Annotated in this window: 29 protein-coding genes; 5 read left to right on the forward strand and 24 right to left on the reverse strand. The window is 35.8% G+C overall.

Going from position 1 to position 23,452, the window contains the following annotated elements; translation table 11 throughout:
• Positions 1 to 17: 17 nt before the first annotated feature.
• The 19 genes from rpsH to rpsL form a co-directional block, all read right to left on the reverse strand.
• A complete protein-coding gene (gene rpsH / locus FDM27_RS15045) occupies positions 18 to 416 on the reverse strand; it encodes a 30S ribosomal protein S8 (RefSeq protein WP_035659221.1) in 399 nt (132 codons plus the stop codon).
• Between the two features lie 72 nt (positions 417 to 488).
• Positions 489 to 758: a 30S ribosomal protein S14 gene (rpsN, locus tag FDM27_RS15050; protein WP_071183840.1), complete on the reverse strand. Its 270-nt coding sequence runs from the start codon at positions 756 to 758 to the stop codon at positions 489 to 491.
• Between the two features lie 3 nt (positions 759 to 761).
• Entirely contained in the window at positions 762 to 1,313 is a 552-nt protein-coding gene (gene rplE / locus FDM27_RS15055) for a 50S ribosomal protein L5 (protein ID WP_071183841.1), read from the reverse strand.
• Between the two features lie 2 nt (positions 1,314 to 1,315).
• The gene (rplX, locus tag FDM27_RS15060) at positions 1,316 to 1,630 is read right to left on the reverse strand and encodes a 50S ribosomal protein L24 (RefSeq protein WP_066329357.1); all 315 of its coding nucleotides are present in this window, start codon (positions 1,628 to 1,630) and stop codon (positions 1,316 to 1,318) included.
• Between the two features lie 11 nt (positions 1,631 to 1,641).
• Positions 1,642 to 2,010: a 50S ribosomal protein L14 gene (rplN, locus tag FDM27_RS15065; RefSeq protein ID WP_026714640.1), complete on the reverse strand. Its 369-nt coding sequence runs from the start codon at positions 2,008 to 2,010 to the stop codon at positions 1,642 to 1,644.
• A gap of 2 nt (positions 2,011 to 2,012) precedes the next feature.
• On the reverse strand, positions 2,013 to 2,270 hold the full coding sequence (gene rpsQ, locus FDM27_RS15070; RefSeq protein ID WP_024981515.1) for a 30S ribosomal protein S17: 258 nt from the start codon (positions 2,268 to 2,270) through the stop codon (positions 2,013 to 2,015).
• Between the two features lie 16 nt (positions 2,271 to 2,286).
• Positions 2,287 to 2,478 carry a 50S ribosomal protein L29 gene (rpmC, locus tag FDM27_RS15075; RefSeq protein ID WP_035659227.1) on the reverse strand — a complete coding sequence of 64 codons (192 nt, stop codon included), beginning with the start codon at positions 2,476 to 2,478 and terminating at the stop codon, positions 2,287 to 2,289.
• A gap of 11 nt (positions 2,479 to 2,489) precedes the next feature.
• The gene (gene rplP / locus FDM27_RS15080; RefSeq protein WP_008464295.1) at positions 2,490 to 2,915 is read right to left on the reverse strand and encodes a 50S ribosomal protein L16; all 426 of its coding nucleotides are present in this window, start codon (positions 2,913 to 2,915) and stop codon (positions 2,490 to 2,492) included.
• Positions 2,916 to 2,933: 18 nt separating this feature from the next.
• Positions 2,934 to 3,683 carry a 30S ribosomal protein S3 gene (gene rpsC, locus FDM27_RS15085; protein WP_071183842.1) on the reverse strand — a complete coding sequence of 250 codons (750 nt, stop codon included), beginning with the start codon at positions 3,681 to 3,683 and terminating at the stop codon, positions 2,934 to 2,936.
• Positions 3,684 to 3,689: 6 nt separating this feature from the next.
• A complete protein-coding gene (gene rplV, locus FDM27_RS15090; RefSeq protein ID WP_140487725.1) occupies positions 3,690 to 4,100 on the reverse strand; it encodes a 50S ribosomal protein L22 in 411 nt (136 codons plus the stop codon).
• A 6-nt stretch (positions 4,101 to 4,106) separates the two neighbouring features.
• The gene (gene rpsS / locus FDM27_RS15095) at positions 4,107 to 4,385 is read right to left on the reverse strand and encodes a 30S ribosomal protein S19 (RefSeq protein ID WP_024981511.1); all 279 of its coding nucleotides are present in this window, start codon (positions 4,383 to 4,385) and stop codon (positions 4,107 to 4,109) included.
• 7 nt (positions 4,386 to 4,392) lie between these two features.
• Positions 4,393 to 5,217 carry a 50S ribosomal protein L2 gene (rplB, locus tag FDM27_RS15100; RefSeq protein ID WP_035659232.1) on the reverse strand — a complete coding sequence of 275 codons (825 nt, stop codon included), beginning with the start codon at positions 5,215 to 5,217 and terminating at the stop codon, positions 4,393 to 4,395.
• Between the two features lie 9 nt (positions 5,218 to 5,226).
• On the reverse strand, positions 5,227 to 5,517 hold the full coding sequence (gene rplW / locus FDM27_RS15105; RefSeq protein WP_071183844.1) for a 50S ribosomal protein L23: 291 nt from the start codon (positions 5,515 to 5,517) through the stop codon (positions 5,227 to 5,229).
• A 6-nt stretch (positions 5,518 to 5,523) separates the two neighbouring features.
• Positions 5,524 to 6,153 (reverse strand): 50S ribosomal protein L4, encoded by a 630-nt coding sequence (gene rplD, locus FDM27_RS15110; protein WP_071183845.1) that lies wholly within the window; start codon positions 6,151 to 6,153, stop codon positions 5,524 to 5,526.
• Complete coding sequence (gene rplC / locus FDM27_RS15115; RefSeq protein ID WP_071183846.1) at positions 6,153 to 6,770, reverse strand: 50S ribosomal protein L3; 618 nt, start codon at positions 6,768 to 6,770, stop codon at positions 6,153 to 6,155. The genes rplD and rplC overlap by 1 nt, the downstream gene beginning before the upstream one ends.
• A gap of 153 nt (positions 6,771 to 6,923) precedes the next feature.
• Positions 6,924 to 7,229 carry a 30S ribosomal protein S10 gene (gene rpsJ, locus FDM27_RS15120; protein WP_007803605.1) on the reverse strand — a complete coding sequence of 102 codons (306 nt, stop codon included), beginning with the start codon at positions 7,227 to 7,229 and terminating at the stop codon, positions 6,924 to 6,926.
• A gap of 11 nt (positions 7,230 to 7,240) precedes the next feature.
• Complete coding sequence (fusA, locus tag FDM27_RS15125) at positions 7,241 to 9,397, reverse strand: elongation factor G (protein ID WP_071183847.1); 2,157 nt, start codon at positions 9,395 to 9,397, stop codon at positions 7,241 to 7,243.
• 10 nt (positions 9,398 to 9,407) lie between these two features.
• Positions 9,408 to 9,884, reverse strand: a complete 477-nt coding sequence (rpsG, locus tag FDM27_RS15130; RefSeq protein WP_012022493.1) for a 30S ribosomal protein S7 — start codon at positions 9,882 to 9,884, stop codon at positions 9,408 to 9,410.
• Positions 9,885 to 10,000: 116 nt separating this feature from the next.
• Complete coding sequence (gene rpsL, locus FDM27_RS15135) at positions 10,001 to 10,384, reverse strand: 30S ribosomal protein S12 (RefSeq protein WP_007136570.1); 384 nt, start codon at positions 10,382 to 10,384, stop codon at positions 10,001 to 10,003.
• Positions 10,385 to 10,637: 253 nt separating this feature from the next.
• Here rpsL and FDM27_RS15140 point away from each other — a divergent pair, with 253 nt between their 5' ends.
• From FDM27_RS15140 to rlmB, 4 genes are all read left to right on the forward strand, one after another.
• Positions 10,638 to 13,826, forward strand: coding sequence for a SusC/RagA family TonB-linked outer membrane protein (locus FDM27_RS15140; protein ID WP_140487727.1), 3,189 nt, complete (start codon positions 10,638 to 10,640; stop codon positions 13,824 to 13,826).
• Between the two features lie 10 nt (positions 13,827 to 13,836).
• Positions 13,837 to 15,531, forward strand: a complete 1,695-nt coding sequence (locus FDM27_RS15145) for a SusD/RagB family nutrient-binding outer membrane lipoprotein (protein ID WP_140487729.1) — start codon at positions 13,837 to 13,839, stop codon at positions 15,529 to 15,531.
• 15 nt (positions 15,532 to 15,546) lie between these two features.
• Complete coding sequence (locus FDM27_RS15150) at positions 15,547 to 16,446, forward strand: hypothetical protein (protein ID WP_140487731.1); 900 nt, start codon at positions 15,547 to 15,549, stop codon at positions 16,444 to 16,446.
• A gap of 65 nt (positions 16,447 to 16,511) precedes the next feature.
• Positions 16,512 to 17,246, forward strand: a complete 735-nt coding sequence (gene rlmB, locus FDM27_RS15155) for a 23S rRNA (guanosine(2251)-2'-O)-methyltransferase RlmB (protein WP_071183851.1) — start codon at positions 16,512 to 16,514, stop codon at positions 17,244 to 17,246.
• Positions 17,247 to 17,323: 77 nt separating this feature from the next.
• On the opposite strand, the gene FDM27_RS15160 is transcribed toward rlmB, so the two are convergent.
• On the reverse strand, positions 17,324 to 18,097 hold the full coding sequence (locus tag FDM27_RS15160; protein ID WP_140487733.1) for a rhomboid family intramembrane serine protease: 774 nt from the start codon (positions 18,095 to 18,097) through the stop codon (positions 17,324 to 17,326).
• 222 nt (positions 18,098 to 18,319) lie between these two features.
• On the opposite strand from FDM27_RS15160, the gene FDM27_RS15165 reads away from it, so the two are divergent.
• The gene (locus FDM27_RS15165; protein ID WP_140487735.1) at positions 18,320 to 19,597 is read left to right on the forward strand and encodes a replication-associated recombination protein A; all 1,278 of its coding nucleotides are present in this window, start codon (positions 18,320 to 18,322) and stop codon (positions 19,595 to 19,597) included.
• Positions 19,598 to 19,712: 115 nt separating this feature from the next.
• Here FDM27_RS15165 and FDM27_RS15170 read toward each other — a convergent pair whose 3' ends face one another.
• The 4 genes from FDM27_RS15170 to FDM27_RS15185 form a co-directional block, all read right to left on the reverse strand.
• A complete protein-coding gene (locus FDM27_RS15170) occupies positions 19,713 to 20,471 on the reverse strand; it encodes a hypothetical protein (RefSeq protein WP_140487737.1) in 759 nt (252 codons plus the stop codon).
• 93 nt (positions 20,472 to 20,564) lie between these two features.
• Positions 20,565 to 21,254 (reverse strand): YjjG family noncanonical pyrimidine nucleotidase, encoded by a 690-nt coding sequence (locus FDM27_RS15175; RefSeq protein WP_140487740.1) that lies wholly within the window; start codon positions 21,252 to 21,254, stop codon positions 20,565 to 20,567.
• Positions 21,255 to 21,263: 9 nt separating this feature from the next.
• Entirely contained in the window at positions 21,264 to 21,956 is a 693-nt protein-coding gene (radC, locus tag FDM27_RS15180) for a RadC family protein (protein ID WP_071183856.1), read from the reverse strand.
• A 122-nt stretch (positions 21,957 to 22,078) separates the two neighbouring features.
• On the reverse strand, positions 22,079 to 23,434 hold the full coding sequence (locus FDM27_RS15185; protein WP_140487742.1) for a UDP-N-acetylmuramate--L-alanine ligase: 1,356 nt from the start codon (positions 23,432 to 23,434) through the stop codon (positions 22,079 to 22,081).
• Positions 23,435 to 23,452: the final 18 nt, after the last annotated feature.

A 23,452-nucleotide genomic window follows, 5' to 3' on the forward strand; every position in this document is an offset into this window, starting at 1 on the left:
TTATTTAGTCTTTAAAATTAGTATACGTAACAAATTACTTCACCACCTACATTTAATTGCTTAGCTTGTTTTCCTGTCATCAAACCTTTTGATGTAGAAACAATAGCAATTCCTAATCCGTTAAGGATTCTTGGTAATTTGGCTGCACCTGCATACTTACGTAAACCTGGTTTACTAATTCTTTGGATATCTTTAATTACTGGCTCTTTAGTATCTTTATCATACTTCAAAGCAATTTTGATTGAACCTTGAACGGTGTTCTGTTCAAATTTGTAACTCAAGATATAACCTTGATCAAATAAGATCTTAGTTATTTCTTTTTTTAGATTAGATGCCGGAATCTCAACAACTTTGTGGTTTGCAGCCACAGCGTTTCTAACTCGCGTTAAATAATCTGCAATAGGATCTGTGTTCATATTTATTAATTTGCGGCTATGGTTTTCTTTGAGTCTCTCTCATTGAACCTTTAACCAATTAAAATTCGTTTTTTACCAGCTGGCCTTTTTAACTCCTGGTATCAATCCACTGTTAGCCATTTCACGGAAAGTTACACGTGAAATACCGAATTGACGCATGTACCCTCTTGGTCTTCCAGTTAATTTACAACGATTGTGTAAACGTACTGGCGAAGCATTTTTAGGTAATTTTTGCAAACCTACGAAATCTCCAGCCTCTATCAAAGCTTTTCTTTTCTCAGCATACTTTTCTACCGTTTTTTGTCTCTTAACCTCACGGGCTTTCATTGATTCTTTTGCCATGTCTTAGTTCTTTTTAAAAGGTAAACCTAATTGAGTCAATAATGATTTTGCTTCTTTGTCTGTTTGAGCAGTAGTAACGAAAGTAATATCCATTCCTGAAATTTTGTTTACTTTGTCAATATCAATTTCAGGGAAAATGATTTGCTCTAAAACTCCAAGGTTGTAATTACCTCTACCATCAAATCCAGTAGCTTTGATACCACTAAAATCTCTTACACGAGGTAAAGCCGAAGTAATAAGTCTATCTAAAAACTCATACATTCTTTCTCCACGCAAAGTAACTTTTGCTCCAATAGGCATTCCTTTTCTCAATTTAAAAGACGCAACGTCTTTCTTTGAAATTGTAGAAACTGCTTTTTGTCCAGTGATCTTAGTTAACTCATCAACTGCATAGTCAATTAGTTTTTTATCAGATACAGCTGCACCAACTCCACGGCTCAAAACGATTTTTTCAAGTTTAGGAACTTGCATTACGTTTGTGTATCCGAATTCTTCTTTAAGAGCAGAGATTACTCTACTCTTATATTCCTCTTTTAATCTAGGTATATACGCCATTACTATAGTACTTGATTAGATTTTTTTGAAAATCTTACTTTCTTATCCCCCTCTACTCTTACACCTACTCTAGTTGTTTCCTTAGTTTTAGGATCAATTAGAGAGATATTAGAAATTTGAATAGGAGCTTCTTTCTTTACGATACCACCTTGAGGGTTTTTTGCACTTGGCTTCGTGTGTTTTGAAACCAAGTTTACACCTTCAACAATCGCTTTGTTTTTCTCACGGTCAACACGTAAAACTTTACCTTCAGCACCTTTGTGATCTCCAGCAATTACTCTTACAATGTCACCTGATTTTATTTTTAGCTTTATCATCTTATAACGAATTAAAGCACTTCTGGTGCTAATGATACAATTTTCATGAATTGTTTTTCACGAAGTTCTCTTGCTACCGGACCAAATACACGAGTTCCTCTCATTTCTCCTGCAGCGTTCAAAAGAACACATGCATTGTCATCGAAACGGATATAAGAACCATCAGCTCTTCTCACTTCTTTTTTGGTACGTACAACAACTGCAGTTGAAACAGCTCCTTTTTTCACGTTTCCGTTAGGAGTTGAATCTTTTATAGATACTACAATCTTGTCACCAACAGAGGCATACCTTCTTTTAGTACCTCCTAAAACACGGATAGTTAAAACTTCTTTAGCTCCTGTGTTATCTGCTACTTTTAGTCTTGATTCTTGTTGTACCATAATTATTTAGCTCTTTCTAGGATTTCAACCAATCTCCAACATTTTGACTTACTTAAAGGACGCGTTTCGCTAATTCTTACAGTATCTCCAATGTTACAGTCGTTTGTTTCGTCATGTGCAACAAATTTCTTTGTTTTCAATACGAACTTACCATATAATGGGTGTTTTACTTTAGTAACTTGTGCAACAACAATAGATTTATCCATTTTGTTTGAAGTTACAACACCAATTCTTTCTTTTCTTAAATTTCTTTTTTCCATCTTTCGCAGATTACAATTATTGCAATTCTCTTTTAGTAAGCTCTGTAGCCAATCTAGCAACTGTTCTTCTTAAACTTCTAATTTGAAGCGGATTCTCAATTGGAGATATTGCGTGAGCTAATTTTAGGTCAGCATAAGTTTTCTTAGCCTGGCTAAGATTTTCTTGCAACTGTGCTGCAGAAAGACCTTTTATTTCTGATTGTTTCATAATAATATAGATTATGCTTCGAAATCTCTAGCAACAACGAATTTAGTTTTTACTGGAAGTTTTTGAGCTGCAAGACGTAAAGCCTCTTTTGCAACTGACAATGGAACTCCTCCTACTTCAAACATAATTCTTCCGGGTTTAACAACAGCTGCCCAATATTCAACGGCACCTTTACCTTTACCCATACGTACCTCAAGAGGTTTCTTAGTAATTGGTTTGTCTGGAAATATTTTAATCCATAATTGTCCCTCTCTTTTCATGTAACGAGTTGCAGCAATACGTGCAGCTTCGATTTGACGAGAAGTTAAGAACATACCATCTTCATGAACAGATTTAATACCAAACATTCCGTTAGAAAGTTCATGCCCTCTCTGAGAGTTTCCTTTCATTCTACCTTTTTGTACCTTACGGTATTTTGTTCTTTTAGGCTGTAACATTTTTCTTTAATTTAAAAATTACTTTCTTTTACGAGCGTCTGGTTTTCCACCTTTCGAAAAGTTAGATTTTCCACGAGGAGCATCTCCACCTTTACCGCTAGCTTGTTTTTTGTCCATTCCAGCAAGCGGAGAAAGATCTCTCTTTCCGTAAACTTCACCTTTCATGATCCACACTTTGATACCCATTCTACCGTAAGTAGTATGCGCTTCAGCAAGTGCATAATCAATATCGGCTCTGAAAGTTGACAAAGGAATTCTTCCTTCTTTGAAACCTTCTGAACGCGCCATCTCAGCACCATTCAAACGACCAGAAATTAAAACTTTGATACCTTCAGCGTTCATACGCATAGAAGCAGCAATAGCCATTTTAATTGCACGTCTGTAAGAAATACGACTTTCGATTTGACGAGCGATGCTTGTTGCAACTAAATAAGCATCTAACTCAGGTCTTTTGATTTCAAAGATGTTAATTTGAACCTCTTTGTCAGTAATTTTCTTAAGTTCTTCTTTCAACTTGTCTACCTCTTGACCACCTTTTCCGATAATGATACCAGGTCTGGCAGTAGTGATAGTAACGGTTACAAGTTTCAAAGTTCTCTCGATAATTACTTTTGATACACTAGCTTTTGATAAACGAGCATGTACATACTTTCTGATTTTGTGATCTTCAGCTAATTTATCGCCGTAATCATTTCCACCATACCAGTTAGAGTCCCATCCTCTGATGATACCAAGTCTATTTCCAATTGGATTTGTCTTTTGTCCCATCTTGTATTAATTTGCTTGTGTGTTATTAATAGCTCCTAACACGATTGTTACGTGATTTGAACGTTTTCTAATTCTGTGTGCACGACCTTGTGGAGCTGGACGAAGTCTTTTTAACATCATTCCACCATCTACTCTGACCTCTTTAACAAATAATCCAGCTTCTTCTAAATTACCTTCACTATTTTTTTGCTCCCAGTTATTGATTGCAGATAATAATAGTTTTTCTAATTTTCTTGAAGCTTCTTTAGAACTGAATCTTAAGATGTTAAGTGCTCTTTCTACCTTCTGACCTCTTACCAAGTCCGCTACTAAGCGCATTTTTCTAGGTGAAGTAGGGCAGTTATTCAATTTCGCGAAAGCAATAGACTTATTAGCCTCTTTTCTCGCATCTGCTGTTTCTCTTTTACGAACTCCCATTGCTTCTTATTTTTTACCTTTATTTTTTGCTCCAGCATGACCCCTAAAAGATCTAGTTGGTGAAAATTCTCCTAATTTGTGTCCTACCATGTTTTCTGTTACGTAAACCGGTACAAATTGACGACCGTTATGAACTGCTATAGTTTGTCCAACAAAGTCAGGAGTAATCATAGAAGCTCTAGACCAAGTCTTAACCACTCCTTTATTTCCACCTGCAATGTTCTCTTCAACTTTCTTTTCTAACTTATAATGAACGAAAGGTCCTTTTTTTAATGAACGTGCCATATCTTAATTATTTCTTTCTACGTTCTACGATATACTTACTACTCGGGTTTTTCGGAGAACGAGTTCTATAACCTTTAGCCGGTACTCCGTTTCTTGAACGTGGATGACCTCCAGAAGAACGACCTTCACCACCTCCCATAGGGTGATCAACAGGGTTCATCGCTACTGGTCTTGTTCTTGGTCTTCTACCTAACCATCTTGTTCTACCTGCTTTACCAGATACTACTAATTGGTGATCAGAATTAGAAACTGCTCCAATTGTAGCCGAACAAGTCAACAAGATTAATCTTGTTTCTCCAGATGGCATTTTAATTGTAGCATATTTTCCATCTCTTGCCATTAATTGAGCAAAAGTTCCTGCAGAACGAGCAATAACAGCTCCTTGACCAGGTCTCAATTCAATACAAGAAATTACAGTTCCTAGAGGAACTTTACTTAAAGGTAATGTATTCCCAATTTCTGGTTGAGCGTCAGCACCAGAAACTAATTTCTGACCAACTTTCAATCCATTTTGAGCAATAATATAAGTTTTCTCTCCATCAGCATACGCTAATAAAGCAATAAAAGCAGTTCTGTTTGGATCGTACTCAATTGATTTCACTGTAGCTGGAATTCCATCTTTAGTTCTTTTGAAATCAATGATACGATATCTCTGCTTGTGACCACCACCCGTATAACGCATGGTCATCTTTCCTTGACTATTTCTACCTCCAGAGTTTTTTATCGGCGCTATCAAAGAGCGTTCCGGCTTATCAGTTGTAATGGCGTCATAACCATTCACAACTCTAAATCGCTGACCTGCGGTAATAGGTTTTAATTTTCTTACTGACATTGTTATATCTTAGATATTGTTGTAAAAATCAATTGTTTCTCCTTCTTGTACTTGAACAATTGCTTTTTTGATTGCATTTGTCTTTCCACTGATTAAACCACTTTTAGTGTATTTAGTAGTTCTATCTGGTCTTACATTCATTGTATTAACACTAACAACAGTTACACCATAAGCAGCTTCAACAGCTTTCTTAATCTCAACTTTGTTTGCTTTTTTATTAACAACGAACCCAAAACGGTTTAAAACTTCACTTTCTTTGGTTACTTTTTCCGTTACTATAGGCTTAATTATGATACTCATCTCCTATTATTTACTTAAATTTTCTTCAATTACTTCCAAAGAACTCTCCAAAAGCACTAAATTATTAGCATTTAAAATATCGTAAGTACTTAATTCCGAACTACTTACAACGTTAGACGCTTTTAAATTACGTGACGACAAATATACATTTTTATTGGTATTACCCAATACAAATAGAGATTTTTTATTTTCTAACTCTAAAGCTTTCAAAACGTTAATGAAATTTTTAGTGTTTGGAGCTTCAAAATTAAAGTCTTCAAGAACAATAATATTTGACTCTTTTGCTTTTATCGAGAACGCCGATTTTCTTGCCAAACGCTTCAAGCTTTTATTCAATTTGAATGAATAACTTCTTGGTCTAGGCCCGAAAATAGTTCCTCCACCTTTAAAAACAGGTGATTTAGCAGATCCTGCACGAGCAGTACCTGTACCTTTTTGTTTTTTAATCTTACGCGTACTTCCCGCTACTTCAGCTCTTTCTTTAGCTTTATGCGTTCCTTGTCTTTGATTAGCAAGATATTGCTTAACATCAAGATATACAGCGTGATTATTTGGTTCAATTGCGAATACTGAATCAGAAAGTTGAACTTTTCTTCCAGTATCTTTTCCGTTGAAATCTAATACTTTTACTTCCATTACTTCTGAATGATTACATAAGAGTTGTTATGACCAGGAACACATCCTTTAATAACAAGTAGGTTCTTATCAGCCACTACTTTTAAAACTCTAAGGTTTTGAACTTTTACATTTTCTCCTCCCATTCTTCCAGCCATACGCATTCCTTTGAATACTCTAGATGGATAAGAAGAAGCTCCCACAGAACCTGGCGCTCTTAAACGGTTATGTTGACCATGAGTTGCTTGACCAACACCACCAAAACCGTGACGTTTTACAACCCCTTGAAAACCTTTACCTTTAGACACACCTTGTACATCTACAAATTCTCCTTCAGCAAAAATAGAAACATCAATAAGATCTCCTAATTTTTGTTCAGTTGCAAATTCTTTGAATTCAACGACTTTTTTCTTAGCAACAGTTCCTGCCTTTTTAAAGTGACCTAAAGCCGCTTTAGTGGAATGTTTCTCGTTTTTGTCATCGAAACCAAGTTGCAACGCTTCATACCCGTCAACCTCTTTGGTTCTGACTTGGGTAACAACACATGGACCTGCCTCAATAACAGTACAAGGAATATTCTTCCCGTTCTCATCAAAAAGACTAGTCATGCCGATTTTTCTACCAATTAACCCAGACATAAATATTAATTATTAATTATTAAATATAAAAACAGAACACAATCGTTTAAGTGAAGCCGTTTTTAAAGTGGTGCAAAAGTATAACTTATTTACACACAAACCAAAAAAACTTTTCACTTAAACGAAGTGCTCTAATTTACTCTTGAAAAAAACTTAAACTTTGATTTCTACTTCAACTCCACTAGGTAATTCTAATTTCATTAAAGCATCGATAGTTTTAGATGAAGATGAATAAATATCAATTAATCTCTTATATGACATTACTTCAAATTGCTCTCTAGCTTTTTTGTTTACGTGCGGAGAACGCAATACAGTAAACAATTTTTTGTGAGTTGGCAAAGGAATTGGCCCTGTTACAACTGCTCCGGTAGTCTTAACCGTTTTTACAATCTTTTCAGCAGACTTATCTACCAACATATGATCGTAAGATTTTAATTTTATTCTGATTTTTTGACTCATTTTCTTAAAGATTAAGCGTTTCCTTTTGCTTTTTTGATTACTGCTTCTGAAATATTAGAAGGCGTTTCTGCATAGTGAGAAAATTCCATTGTAGAAGTAGCTCTACCAGAAGACAATGTTCTCAATGTAGTTACATATCCAAACATTTCTGATAAAGGCACATCAGCTTTAATAGTTTTCGCACCATTTCTATCACCCATGTCATTAACCTGACCTCTACGACGGTTAATATCACCTACGATATCTCCCATGTTTTCTTCTGGTGTAATAACCTCCATTTTCATGATTGGCTCAAGAATTACAGCTCCAGCAGCCTTAGCCACTTCTCTATAACCCATTCTAGCTGCTAATTCAAAAGAAAGAGCATCAGAATCCACAGGGTGGAAAGATCCGTCTAACAAAGTCACTTTCAAACTATCAACTTGGTACCCAGCTAAAGGACCAGTTTTCATAGCCTCTCTGAAACCTTTTTCAACAGCAGGAATATATTCTTTAGGAACGTTACCACCTTTTACTTCATTCACAAACTGTAATCCTACAGGAACTTTACCATCAACCTCATCAGCAGGCTCAACTCTAAATACGATATCACCGAATTTACCACGACCTCCAGATTGTTTTTTGTAAACCTCTCTATGTTGAGCAGATTTTGTAAACGCTTCTTTATACTCTACCTGAGGCTCACCTTGGTTAACCTCAACTTTAAATTCACGTTTCATACGATCTACCAAGATATCTAAGTGAAGCTCACCCATACCTGAGATAATTGTTTGACCTGAAGCCTCATCAGTTCTAACAGTAAATGTTGGATCTTCCTCAGCTAATTTAGCCAAAGCCATACCCATTTTATCTACGTCAGCCTTAGTTTTAGGCTCAATAGCAATACCAATTACCGGCGCAGGGAATTTCATAGACTCAAGAATAATTGGGTGTTTTTCATCACACAATGTATCTCCAGTTTTGATATCTTTAAATCCAACAGCAGCTCCAATATCTCCAGCCTCGATATACTCGATTGGGTTTTGTTTGTTAGCATGCATTTGGTAGATACGAGAAATTCTTTCTTTGTTTCCTGAACGAGTGTTCAAAACATAAGAACCAGCATCTAAACGACCAGAATAAGCACGGAAGAAAGCTAAACGCCCTACGAATGGGTCAGTAGCAATTTTAAACGCTAAAGCAGCGAATGGCTCTTTTACATCTGGTTTACGTAAGATTTGAGTTTGATCCTCCTCTAACAATTCAGCATCATCCGGATGAATTCCTTTGATACCTTCTTTATCCATTGGAGAAGGCAAATATTTACAAACTGCATCTAACATGAATTGAACTCCTTTATTTTTGAAAGAAGACCCAGCAATCATAGGAATGATAGCCATATCCATAGTAGCAGCTCTTAACGCATTGTTGATTTCTTCCTCTGTAATAGAGTTTTCATCTTCCATATACTTATCTAAAAGATTCTCGTCATAAGTAGCGATTTCTTCGATAAGGATAGAACGATAATGCTTCACATCATCAATCATATCAGCTGGAATATCAACGATATCAAAAGTAGCACCCTGAGTTGCATCATGCCATACAATAGCCTGATTCTTCACCAAGTCAACCACCCCTTTGAAATCATTTTCTTCACCAATTGGCAAAGTAATAGCAACAGCGTTTGATTTCAACATATCTTTAACTTGTTGACAAACCGCCAAGAAGTTAGAACCCTGACGGTCCATTTTGTTTACGAATCCCATACGAGGAACTCTATATTGATCAGCAAGTCTCCAGTTAGTCTCTGATTGAGGCTCAACACCATCAACAGCAGAAAACAAGAAAACCAAACCATCAAGTACACGTAAAGAACGGTTTACCTCTACAGTAAAGTCAACGTGCCCAGGAGTATCAATAATATTAAAGTGGTATGGTAATGATTCCGGCAACAATTTACCTTGCTCAGTTGGGAAATTCCACTCACAAGTTGTAGCAGCCGAAGTAATAGTAATACCTCTTTCTTGCTCTTGTGCCATCCAGTCCATTGTTGCAGCACCATCGTGCACCTCACCAATTTTATGAGATTTACCCGTGTAAAAAAGAATACGCTCAGTAGTTGTTGTTTTACCAGCATCAATATGAGCAGCAATTCCGATATTTCTTGTATATTTTAAGTCTCTAGCCATTTCTTACGAATTAAAATCTAAAGTGAGAGAATGCTTTGTTAGCTTCTGCCATTTTGTGAGTATCCATTCTTTTCTTAACAGCCGCTCCTTCTTCTTTAGCCGCAGCTAAACATTCTGAAGCTAATCTTTGAGCCATAGACTTTTCATTTCTTCTTCTAGCATAAAGAATTAACCATTTCATTGCCATAGAAATTTTTCTGTCTGGGCGAATTTGCATTGGAATTTGGAATGTAGCTCCACCAACTCTACGGCTACGTACTTCTACGTGAGGCATAACGTTTGTTAAAGCATCTTTCCAGATTTCTAATGAAGTTTTTTCGTCATTTTGCTTTTTAGTTTCAATGATATCAATTGCATCATAAAAAACTTTAAAAGCTGTAGATTTTTTACCATCCCACATTAAGTTATTCACAAAACGCGTTACCAGTTGGTCATTAAACCTTGGATCTGGTAAAAGTGGTCTCTTTTTTGCCGCTCTTTTTCTCATGTCTTTTTTTTAATAAAAAGTTATGGGCTATCCGCTAAATGTTATGTGTTACAGATTTCCACTTACGCTTCAACCCTAACCCTTAACTCCTAACCTCTAACTCTTAACGTTTTAAATTACTTTTTTGCTTCTTTTGGGCGTTTAGCACCATACTTAGATCTTCTTTGCGTTCTTCCAGCAACACCTGATGTATCAAGCGCACCACGAACGATGTGATATCTAACTCCTGGTAAATCTTTTACCCTTCCACCCCTAACTAATACTATCGAGTGCTCTTGTAGATTGTGACCTTCACCAGGGATGTAAGCATTCACTTCATTACCATTAGTCAAACGTACACGCGCTACTTTACGCATCGCTGAGTTTGGTTTTTTTGGTGTAGTAGTGTAAACACGCGTACAAACTCCTCTTCGTTGAGGGCAAGAATCTAAAGCAACCGATTTACTCTTCTTAGTTATCTGAGTTCTTCCTGTTCTTACTAATTGTTGAATTGTTGGCATAATTAATACTAAAAATTATTATGTAAATATAAATCCCGCTTTTTACGGGGTTGCAAATGTATAAATTATTTTTTACTCTACAAATGTTAATTCATTAATTTTCAACCAGATTATCTTCTTTGCGTTTTTCAACAAACAAACACCCACCCCAAAACCACAACAAACTTCTTTTTCAAGACAAAAAGAAGCATAAATATTAGGATATTTAACAATAATTTAAGATTTTTGCTAATAAGAACCCAAATTATCAAAAATGAAACCAAAACTCAAAGTAATATTATTGCTATTTACAGCAATAATAACACAGCTTTCTTATTCACAGGAAAGACTTGTAACTGGAACCGTTTCAGACAACACCGGAATACCACTACCTGGTGTAAGCATCTTAGTCAAAGGAACACAATCCAGTACACAGTCTGATTTTGACGGTAAATTCAACATCAAAGTTGCTCCGACACAAACTCTAGTTTTTAGCTACATTGGTATGAAAACCCAAGAAATACCAGCTAATTCAACAAGCATTTCAGTAAAACTCCTAGACGACTCTATTGAACTTGAAGGAGTTGTCATTACTGCTTTTGGAATAAAAAGAAATCCTAAAGACTTAGGCTACTCGGTAAGCTCTATAAAAACAGAAGAAATCACCGAAAACTCCGAACCTGATTTAATACGTTCGCTCTCAGGCAAAGTAGCGGGAGTTAATGTAAATATTTCCAGCGGAGTAGCAGGAGCGGCCAACCAAATTACAATAAGAGGCGTCAATACCTTTACTGGAAACACCCAACCTCTTATCGTTGTTGATGGTGTAACCTATAACAACACCTCTGTTACCACATCCAACCAATCTACAGGAGGCGGAGCATACGAATCAGCATTATCTACCTTGGATCCAAACGACATTGCATCCATAAATATTCTTAAAAGTGCAGCGGCATCGGCGCTATACGGTTCGAGAGCTGTAAACGGTGTTATTGTTATCACCACTAAGTCAGGATCTGCTAAGTCAGCAAAAACAAATAAATCAACCGTAACTTTTGGCTCTGGTATTTATTTTGAAAACATTGCTAACCTTCCCGATTACCAAAACAAATACGGAGCAGGCGCTAATTTTAAATACAGTGAAACTTCTAATGGCTCTTGGGGACCTGCTTTTGGAAAAGCAGGAGTCGTTTACAACTTAAATGATGACGGCACCATTCCAACATGGGCAACCGTTGCTGAAGTAGCTCCGGAATTAGGATCTACCGTTCCTTATGTTGCCAAACCAAACAACGTAAAAGATTTGTTTCGCACAGGTCTAGTAGCAGACAACACCCTAGGCTTTAACTACACTGGGCAAGATGGCAGTTTCAATACTACTATTTCCAACTTAAACCAGGACGGATACATCCCTTACAATACTTACGACAGAACTTCTATTTCAATTGGTGGAAATTTCAATCTTTCAGACAAATTTACCATTGGTGGAAACATGAGCTTTTCTGACACTAAACAAATTGGAGGATTTTTTGGAGACGATTCTTTTGTTGACGAAGCAGTTGCTCCATCATTCGCAAGAACACTATTCATAGCCAGAAACTGGGATTTAAACCTACCTTTCGAAAATCCTGCAACAGGAAAATCAGTAACCCCAAACGGCAATCAATTTGATCATCCTCTGTGGTCATGGAAACACGACAAAATCACCACCAATACCACCAGAACAGTAGCTGGCGTTAATATGAATTACAAATTTAACGAACACATCTCTGCTTCTTACCGTATGGGTTACAATAAATACGACTTAAATCGTCAGGAAATTAGAGACAAAGGTTCTCTCGCTTACGGTGGAATTGGTGTTTTAAAAACAGAAAACTTTAACAATGAAGATATCGAATCTACCCTGTTAATTAATTTCAACTATCAATTATCCAAAGACATTGGACTAACAGCCATACTTGGAAACAACATTCTGCAAACAAAAACAAGCAGAACCAGTTATTTAGGAAAAGAATTTATCGTTCCTGACATATTTAATATGCGAAACACTAAAAACATCTCCAGCCTTTATGATGAGGGAGACATAAAAAGGAATGCCGGGATATTTGCCGACCTTACTTTCTCTTATAAAGATTACTTCTTTATAAACGCTACAGGACGTAATGATTTTTCTTCTACTCTGCCTGCTAACAACAATTCTTACTTTTATCCGTCTGTTAGTGGTTCGCTTATTGTAACAGACGCCCTAAAACTAGACAGCAAAGTACTGACATTTGCTAAACTTCGTGGAGGCTATGCTAAAGTAGGTAATGATGCTGCTGCCGAATTTTTAAACTCAACCTTATTAATTGGAGATGCTTACAATGAAAATCCGGTTATTGGAAACAATGATTATTTATCTGATCAACAAATAAAACCTGAATTCACTCAGGAATATGAGATTGGTGCTGATTTAGAATTCTTTAACAGACGCATTGCTCTGGATTTCAGTTTATACAAAAAACGCACAACTGACTTAATTACCGAAGTTAGCGTTCCTGTTTCTAGTGGATTTTTATCTTACAACACCAATGTAGGAGAAATGGAAAACAAAGGAATCGAAGTAGGCCTTACTCTAGTCCCGATTAAATCACAGGATTTCAAATGGACTCTTTTCTCAACTTTTACCAAAAACAAAAACAAGGTAACTAAAATTGCCGAAGGTCTGGACAGAAGCCCAATAGATATTGATCAAGTAGGCTACATCATTCAGGGAGAAGCTTTTGGTACTTTTTACGGAACAAAATTTGCAAGAGACAACGAAGGAAATTATCTAATTGATCCATCAAGCGGAGGTATTCTTGCAGCTACTGAAACAGGTATTATTGGGGATCCAAATGCCGATTTCAAAATGAGTTTTATCAATACCTTCAAGTATAAAAATATAAGTTTAAGAACTCAATTTGACTGGAAACAAGGTGGCGACATTCATTCAACAACCATAGAAAGCCTATTAGGAAGAGGAGTTACCAGAGACACAGAAGACAGAGAACACACTTATATCATTCCAGGGTATTTAGGAAACACTGACGGAACTCCAATGCTAGACAGCAACGATCAAAAAATTCCTAATACGACTCAAATCACAATGAATGATTTGTATTTCTCTCCCGGAACAAACGGAAATACATTTGCAATCAACAGTGTTGATGAAGCAACAGTATATGACGGAACCGTATTTAGATTAAGAGAAATTAGTCTAACCTACGATTTTCCTTCTCAATTATTAAAAAAATCATTTTTAGACAAAGCAAGCTTAAGTATATTAGGTAGCAACCTTTGGTATTTTGCTCCAAACGTACCAAAACATACAAATTTTGACCCTGAAGTAACTAGTTTTGGATCTAACAGATTACAAGGAGTTGAAGTAACATCAGCCCCAACAGCCAAAAGACTAGGATTAAAATTGAACTTAACCTTCTAAAAAGAACATCATGAAACTGCTAATAAAATCAAGAAAAAATACCTCAAAATTTGTGGTGTTATTGAGTTCGATACTCTTTTTAAGTTGTAATGACTATATGGATGTTAACACTGACAAAGACAATCCAACAACGGCTCCTTTAAGCTTCTTACTTACAGGAACACAAGTAGATTTAAACAAAACCACCAACTTTTTAGATCAATCAGGTAATGTTTTGCAAGTTTACACCCATCAAATGACCGCAAGGGAGGAACAAGATCAATATGGAGCCAAAGTAAACAATACCGGAGTTCAAAATGACTGGCAAAATCTTTACCTGACCCTTACAAATATCGAAACTCTTATTTCACAAGCTCAAGAATCAGAAGATTTAATCTATGTAGGAATTGCACAAATGCAAAAAGCTTATTTAATGTCGGTTGCAGTAGACCTATGGGGAGACGTTCCTTTTTCAGAAGCCAATCAACTCAAAAACGGCATTATAGCTCCTAAATTTGATAATCAGGAAGAAATCTACGCCGCTGTATTTGAACTAATCGAAACCGCTAAAACAAATTTAAAAAGCAACCAAGGTTCTAAACCAAAAGCGGATGATTTATTCTATGGTGGAGATACTGAAAAGTGGGTACGTTTTGCTAATACTTTTAAATTAAAACTATACAATCAAACCCGCTTAACAACAAACTTTGATCAAGATGGTCTTGATGCTTTAATTGCCGAAAACAACTTCTTCAAGTCTATTGATGATGATTTTGAATTTAAACACACTAAAAACATATCACCTACAGACGAAAGAAACAAATTATTTCTGGAATCATACAATAGCTCTCAATTTGGCACCTACATGAGTCCATGGTTCTATGAAATACTTATGGGAATGAATCCAAATATTCACCATGAAAATCCTGACCCCCGAATTAAGTATTATTTCTATAACCAACTTGAAGCCGGAGAATTACCTGAATTAGCAGACGAGGATACAGGCGATCCAAAAGCGGATTATTGGGATGCTAATACTGGTTTTTTCAGTATCCGTTTTGGTAGCCAGGGTCCCTGGAGAGATTTTAGCGCAGAAAATTCAAATACTTACCCTGGAATTTTCCCATGCGGAGGAAGATATGATGATGGAGAAGGAGAAACTATGGATGCAACAACTGCAACAGGTGTAGCACCTCACAGAATATTAACCTACGATGAATTTTTATACATTCAAGCCGAATTAATTCAAGCTGATTTACTAAACGGAAACGTAGCTACAAAACTACAGGAAGCAATGGAAGCCAGTTTTGCAAAAGTGGATCAAGTAGTAGTTAATAGCGGAACCACACAAGTTGTACCTAAATTAGTAGGAAGTACAGAAGTGGAAGATTTCATAGACAATATAATTACCGAATTCAACAGTGGAAACGATAATAAAAAGCTTGAAATTATCATGACTCAAAAATGGGTAGCCACTTTTGGAGACCCAATGGATCAATACACGGATTACCGAAGAACCGGATTTCCTGTTTTAGCAAATCCTAACTCAACATCAGGTGAATACCAGTTAAACAATGAAGATAATTTTCCATTAATTGACTCCGAAACGGTACTCAATACAGCCTATCCACGTTCATTATTTTGGCCACAGAGCGAATTAAACGTAAACAAAAATGCTCCGGCTCAAAAAACACCCGGGAATTACAAAATCTTTTGGGAAAACTAATCAAAATAAAGAGTCATGAAAAAAATTCAACACATAATCACGATACTCTGCTTATTATTTTTACTCCCATGTTGTGAAAACGACGGAGGAGATTCTAAAATAAGCACACAAAAAGGAGCGCTGCCTAATATCCAAAAATTAGAAAACACTGATAGTTTTATTGATCTAGTTGCTGTACAAAATAATCAGGAAATCAATTTAGGTTTCTCTGTTGATTTAGCCATTGGTAAAATTTCTTCAATGGATATAATTGGTCTATACATTAAATCTGACGGAACAATAATTAAAGCAACTCTAGCTTCAAATATCACTTCTTTTCCTGTTTCATTTAATCTTAATCGCAACGATTTATATGATGCCTTTGAAAATCTAAACAGTTCTGAAGATTTTGCCACAGGAGACCAATTAATCATTTCAGCTGACATAACTTTGAAAGATGGCACTGTTTTAAAAATAATAAATGATGATGGGACTAATAATTTTAGCTCAAACATTGCTACTTCAAATTTGTACAAAGTATTCCAAACGTACAATGTTTCTTGTCCATCTTATTTAGCTGGCACATACAACTACAGCACCACTAATATAGGAGATGGTTCTTATTTTACATCTGACGTTTTTACTGGAACTGTTACATTTGAAGATCAAGGAGGGGGAGTTTATATAATTTCTGACGGAACCTTTGGCGGTTACACTGCCTTATATGACGAGACTGCAATTGGTGTGGAACTAAAAGACATTTGTAACCAAATTTCATTTCAAGGATCAAATCAATATGGCGACACTTTCACTATGTCCAATCTAGTTGTAAACGGAAACAAATTAACTTTTCATTGGGAAACCTCATTTGGAGAATTTGGAGACACCACTTTAACCAGAACCGACAACACTAATTGGCCTAATTTGACCCTATAAAACAAGCTATTTATATAAAAAAATCCATCCTAAAACGGGATGGATTTTTTTTATATATTTGCGCCATGGAAAAAGAACATCAAATATTCGGAATTAGAGCCATTATTGAAGCTATTCAGGCTGGAACAACAATAGACAAAGTATATATTCAAAAAGAAGCCTCTGGCGAATTGATGAAAGACTTGATGAAAGTCATGAAACGCGCTAATGTAAATTTCTCTTATGTTCCTGTTGAAAAACTAAACAAACTGACTCCTAACAACCATCAGGGTGCTGTTGCTTCTATCTCCCCTATTTCTTTTTTTGATTTAGAAACTTTAATAGAAACAGTAATCGAAAATGGAAAGAAACCATTATTTTTGATATTGGATCAAATATCTGATGCCCGTAATTTTGGTGCTATTATCAGAACTGCCGAATGTACCGGAGTAAACGGAATAATCATCCAAAAATCAGGTTCAGCTCCAGTAAACGGGGACACGGTTAAAACATCGGCTGGTGCAGTTTTCAATATTCCTATTTGTAAAGTAGAACACATTAAAGATGCTATTTTCCTTTTGCAAGGAAGCGGAATCAAAACCGTTGCCGCTACTGAAAAAACAGACGATACTATTTATAATGTTAACATGAACGAACCAGTAGCTATCATCATGGGTTCTGAAGATCGTGGAGTAAATCCATCAGTATTAAAAATTGTTGACGAAAAAGCTAAACTACCTATGTTTGGAACGATTGGTTCTTTGAACGTATCTGTAGCCTGTGGTGCATTTTTATACGAAGTGGTAAGACAGAGAAGTTAAAAATTTTAGAATTCAGTCCCGTCCCGATAAATATCGGGAGCTATCGGGATAGATTTAAATAATATAAAAAAGGCGAATTAAGACTCAGGTTTTGATTCGTCTTTTTCTTTTGGGACAATTTCATAATTCACTTCCTGATTGGAAATATAGTAATTCTGAAAACCATCCAATTCCTCCACTTCTTCTCTTGGAGGATTTACAAAATTACCATTTTCATCAAATCGCTGCATAAACTTGTCCTCAGACGGATTATAATCAGGCATTTCCCATTCGTATTTAGGCACTTTTTTAAACTCAGGCGTTTGATACAAAACAGCTAAAACAAAACCTGTAATCAATCCTGCCAAATGCCCTTCCCAGGAAATACTATTATCCACCTCAGGAAAAATGTACCAAATCATTCCACCATACATCATAATTACTGCTAAAGACAAAGCCACCAAACGATAATATTGTGTCATTATTCCTTTAAAAAAGATAAAAGCAAACAACACATAAATCAATCCGCTGGCGCCAATATGATAACTTTCTCTCCCAATTAACCAGGTTAAAACACCCGAAAACAAAATACCGTAACCAATGACTTTAATAGACAATTTTGAATAAAAAAACTGCAAAGCTGCCAGTAAAACCAAAAGCGGAATGGAGTTATTGTAAAGATGATTCAAATCGGAATGGATAAACGGGCTAAAAATAATGCCTTGCAATCCTGAGAAAGTCCGCGGATAAATTCCTTTTTCTACAAAGTCAAAATCAAAACGAATTTGGAGCCAATACACAAACCACAGCGTCAACACAAAAAAAAGTGGGAGTCCCACAACCGCGTTTGTAAATTTGAAATGTTTATCCATTTGTTTCTTTTTGAAAAATTCAATCAATTATGTAACCAAAGTCAAGATAATGCTATTTTGTCAGGAATTAATTTATTTTATTTCAAAAAGAAATTAGACCACTTAACACGCACGTATTTTAGCCCAGATCGAAGCGGCATCCTTTTATCTCGTTAACCAAACGAGATAAAAGATATAGTGGAGAACTGGAATAGCTTCAAATAAAAATAGTAATTTTACGGCATGGAAGCACCACTAGCAGAACGCATACGCCCGCAAAAACTGGACGAATACATCAGTCAATCCCATTTGGTTGGGCCAAATGGTTCTTTGACACAGCAAATTTCCAAAGGAATTATTCCGTCATTAATATTTTGGGGACCACCGGGAACGGGGAAAACTACCTTGGCACAAATTATTGCACAGGAATCTCAACGTCCGTTTTTTATCTTAAGCGCCATCAATTCGGGAGTAAAAGACATTCGTGATGTAATAGAAAAAGCCAAACAAAGTGGCGGACTTTTCACTGCCAAAAACCCAATTTTATTTATTGATGAGATTCATCGTTTTAGCAAATCACAGCAGGATTCTCTACTGGCTGCAGTAGAAAAAGGTTGGATTACACTAGTTGGTGCCACAACCGAAAACCCCAGTTTTGAGGTCATTCCCGCTTTGCTTTCGCGCTGTCAGGTTTATGTCTTAAATGCCTTTACCAAAGCTGATTTGGAATCCCTATTGGAACGTGCAATGAAAACGGATGTTTATTTAAAAACCAAAAACATCCGATTAAAAGAAACCGAAGCTTTGTTGCGACTTTCAGGCGGAGATGGACGCAAACTATTAAATATTTTCGAATTGGTCGTAAATGCTTCGGCTGGAGACGAAATTATCATCACAAACAATCGTGTTCTTGAATTGGTTCAACAAAACACAGTTTTGTATGACAAAAGTGGTGAACAACATTATGACATTATTTCGGCTTTTATCAAATCCATTCGTGGAAGCGATCCCAACGGTGCTGTTTATTGGTTAGCCCGTATGATTGAAGGCGGCGAAGATGTAAAATTTATTGCCCGAAGATTGCTGATTTCAGCCAGTGAAGACATCGGAAATGCCAACCCAACAGCCTTAATTATGGCCAATAATACATTTCAGGCGGTTACGACTATTGGCTATCCCGAAAGCCGTATTTTACTGAGCCAATGCGCTATTTATTTGGCTACCTCACCTAAAAGCAATGCTTCCTATATGGCAATAAATAGCGCACAACAAATAGTGAAACAAACCGGAGATTTATCTGTTCCAATCCATTTGCGAAACGCACCAACTAAATTAATGAAAGAACTGGGATATGGCGAAGAATATAAATATTCGCACGAATATGCTAATAATTTTGCAGAGCAGGAATATTTACCCGAAGAAATTAAAAACACTCCTATATATGTTCCCGGTGATAATTCCAGGGAAAAAACAACCCGGGAATTTCTTAAAAACCGCTGGAAAGACAAATACGGCTATTAAGAAAGTTAGAAATTAGAAGTCAGAGGTTAGAAGTAAAAAAACAGATTTCAGACTAGATGATTAACATTCTTAATCTGAAATCTGAACCCGATAGCTATCGGGACTGAAATCTGAACTAAAACTTAACGTTTATCTTTTCGGAAACTAATTGATCATTTTGATAATATTCAAAAAACCATTGGTTTTCTTTTTTAATCAAAACACCTTGCTGATTTCCTTTTTGAGCTAAGAAAGAATTAGCATCAGAGGTTTTATAAAGTTTAATCACCACACTTGGTTTGCTGTCAATAAGCTGGTAATTTCCTCCTGCAAGTGGCTGTGCAAAAAGCAATTCGTTTGGATCAATAACAACAGCTGCTACCGATTGTGCTACTGTTTCCACTTTCTCTACTTTTTCAATCTTCTCTACTTTTTCCTGTCTTGCCGGTTTTGCTTCTACAGCAACATTTGTTCCGCCATTGTACTGGTATTCTAGTTCATAAACCGAAGTAAAAGCCTTATTTAAAGCATCCGTATAAGCTAATTGAAATTCTTTTTCTCTACTCATACCTACTTCTGATTGATAGACAATTTTGCCATAGCAATCTTTAAATGTAATGTATAATTTTGTTGTTAAAAAGGCATTTTCTTTTACTATATCATAATTCAACACAGCACATCTGTTAATGTCATTTGGAACAACCTGGTTCGAATAATACACATCAAAACCCACTTTATTCAAATTAAACTTAGATAAAGTTGCCAAACGATATTGATTTTCTGATTTTAAAAATTCGTATTTTAAAGGTACAACTACCGTTTTATAATCGTTTAAAGATTGTGCAAATCCAAAGCTGGAAACCAGTAATAAAAGCAATAAGAATTGTTTTTTCATATTAAGTTAATTTTGATTGTTGTTAGTTTATAGTATATAGATTGTGTCTTATTCAATTAGTTGCTTCAAAGATTACTATCAATAAAAAATAATTTACAGGTAATTTTTAAGTTCTAATAAATGATTGATTTGTTTAATATTATTATCTACAAGTTGTTTACTTTCGTTAAAATAAATAGCATCAATTCCCGCTTCTAAAGCTCCTAAAACATCCGCTTCAATGGAATCGCCAATCATGATACTGGTTTCTTTTTTGGCTCTTGCCAAATCCAAAGCATATTCAAAAATAATAGGATTCGGTTTTTTAACTCCAGCCATTTCCGAATTGGTAACAGTCGAAAAATAAGTGTTTAAATTAGCATTTGTAAGCTTCTTAACTTGTACATGAGCAAAACCATTGGTAATGACGTGCAACTTGTACTTTTTGTTCAGATATTCCAAAATTTCAAAAGTCCCTTCAAAAAGATGATTGTTCTCAGTCAACAAATCGATGTACTCTTGCGAAATAACATCAATTTCGGCATCTGAAATCTCATAACCAATCGCATCAAAGGATAATTTCAATCGATCGTATCGCAACTGCTGATGTGTGATTTTATCATACTGATACAATTTCCAACACTCTTGATTGATAGGAATATAATGAGATATAAATGAATCGATGTTTACTTCAGGATGACTTTGAGCAAAAATAGTCTCAAAGGTTATTTTCGAATTTTTATCAAAATCCCAGAGGGTATGATCCAAATCAAAAAACACATCTTTTATATTATCAATTCTCATTTTTACTTTTTAAAAAATCCCTTCATCCACAAAGCTAAAATATTTTGTCTCAGTCACAATCAAATGATCCAAAACTTTAACATCTAGACTATCTCCTGCTTGTTTTAATTTCTTAGTAATTTGTTTATCGGCATCACTTGCAACTAAAGCCCCTGATGGATGATTATGACACAATATCAAAGCAGTTGCGCCTTTTTCGAGTGCCATTTTAAAAACCAAACGCACATCTACAATTGTTCCTGTAATACCGCCTACGCTAATTTGTGCTTTCGAAATCACCTTATTGGAATTATTCAGATACAAAATCCAAAATTCCTCATGTGGCAATTCGCCAATAATGGGTTGCATGATTTCAAAAACAGTCTTACTCGAAGTAACCTTAGTTAATTCAACAGCTTCCTCTACTCTTCTTCGTCTTCCCAGTTCCATGGCGGCAATTATCGAAATCGCCTTTGCCTCACCTATACCCTTAAATTCCATCAATTGCGCCATAGACAATTTGCCAAGGCTATTCAAATTATTAGCTACTTTGGACAAAATCCTTTTGCTTAAATCAACCGCAGATTCGTTCCTGCTTCCAGAACCAATTAAAATAGCAATTAACTCGGCATCACTTAAAGCACTTTTGCCTTTGAGCATCAATTTCTCTCTAGGCTTATCGTCTTCAGACCAATTGGTAATAGGGAAATGATTGTTTTCCATAGCAAAAGATTCAGTTTACAACAACTCACATATAGTAAATATAGTACTAAATCTTTTAAACACAAACTCGTAACTCCTCTAAATTGAGATTCCTATGGAAAGACAAACTTTGAAGTTAGTTTTTATTCAATCAAACCTTTTACTTCATCAAAATTCAATCCACCATAATTTCCAGAACTCATCAATAATAAAGCAGAATTATCCAGTTTTAAATTGAAAAGATATTCTTTAAACTCAGCAGGATTAGTATAAATAATCAAATCTTCACGATTGAATGCTTTGGCAATTTGCTCATAAGTTACTTCTTCCAATTGCTTAATTTTTACCGCATCGGGAGAATAAAACACAACCGCTGTATCGGCATTAGCTAAAGCCCCTTCGTATTCTTTCAAGAACTCGGCGTTCAAACTGCTGTAAGTATGCAGCTCTAAACAAGCCACGACGGTTCTATCCGGATACTGTTCCTTTACGGCTTTTGTAGTTGCAGAAACCTTAGATGGAGAATGTGCAAAATCTTTGTAAGCTACTTTTGTTTTGCTTTCAGCAATTTTTTCCAAACGCTTCGAAGCTCCTTTAAAACTCGCAATCGCTTCATAAAAATCGGCTTCATCCACACCCATATTTTGACAAATCCATTTGGCTCCAGCCAAATTATTCAAATTGTGTGCTCCAAATACCTCTATTGGCATATCACCTTCCGGAGTTTCTAATAAAGTTGTTCCGTTTTCTACTCTGTAATTTGGTGTAGAATAAGGTATTTTTCGAATTGGATTTGTAGCTGCTTCTGCTACTCGTTTAACTTCGGGATCATTTTCGTTGTAAACTAAAATTCCGCCATTGGTAATTTTATCAATAAAAATTTCAAACTGTTCCACATAATTTTCATACGTTGGAAACACATTGATATGATCCCAGGCAATTCCTGAAATCAGAGCGATATTAGGTTGGTACAAATGAAATTTTGGTCGTCTGTCAATTGGCGAAGACAAATATTCATCACCTTCCAAAACCATGAAATCATTTTCTTCGGTAAGATGCACCATCGTATCAAAACCTTCTAATTGTGCACCCACCATATAATCCACTTCAATATCGTGGTAATGCATGACATGCAAAATCATTGAAGTAATAGTAGTTTTTCCATGCGAACCACCAATAACTACACGGGTTTTATTCTTAGATTGTTCGTATAAAAACTCAGGATACGAGTAGATTTTCAATCCCAATTCCTGAGCTTTCAACAATTCAGGATTATCGGCTTTGGCATGCATTCCTAAAATAACAGCATCAATATCAGCAGTGATTTTTTCAGGAAACCAACCTAATTCAGCGGGTAAAATTCCTTTTTTCTCTAAACGTGATTTCGAAGGTTCAAAGATAGCATCGTCACTTCCTGTAACCTGATATCCTTTGTTGTGTAATGCTAATGCCAGATTGTGCATGGCACTTCCGCCAATAGCTATAAAATGTGTTTTCATATTAATTATTCGCTTATG

It is taken from the genome of Flavobacterium sp. GSA192 (assembly GCF_006386525.1).
GTDB lineage: Bacteria > Bacteroidota > Bacteroidia > Flavobacteriales > Flavobacteriaceae > Flavobacterium > Flavobacterium commune.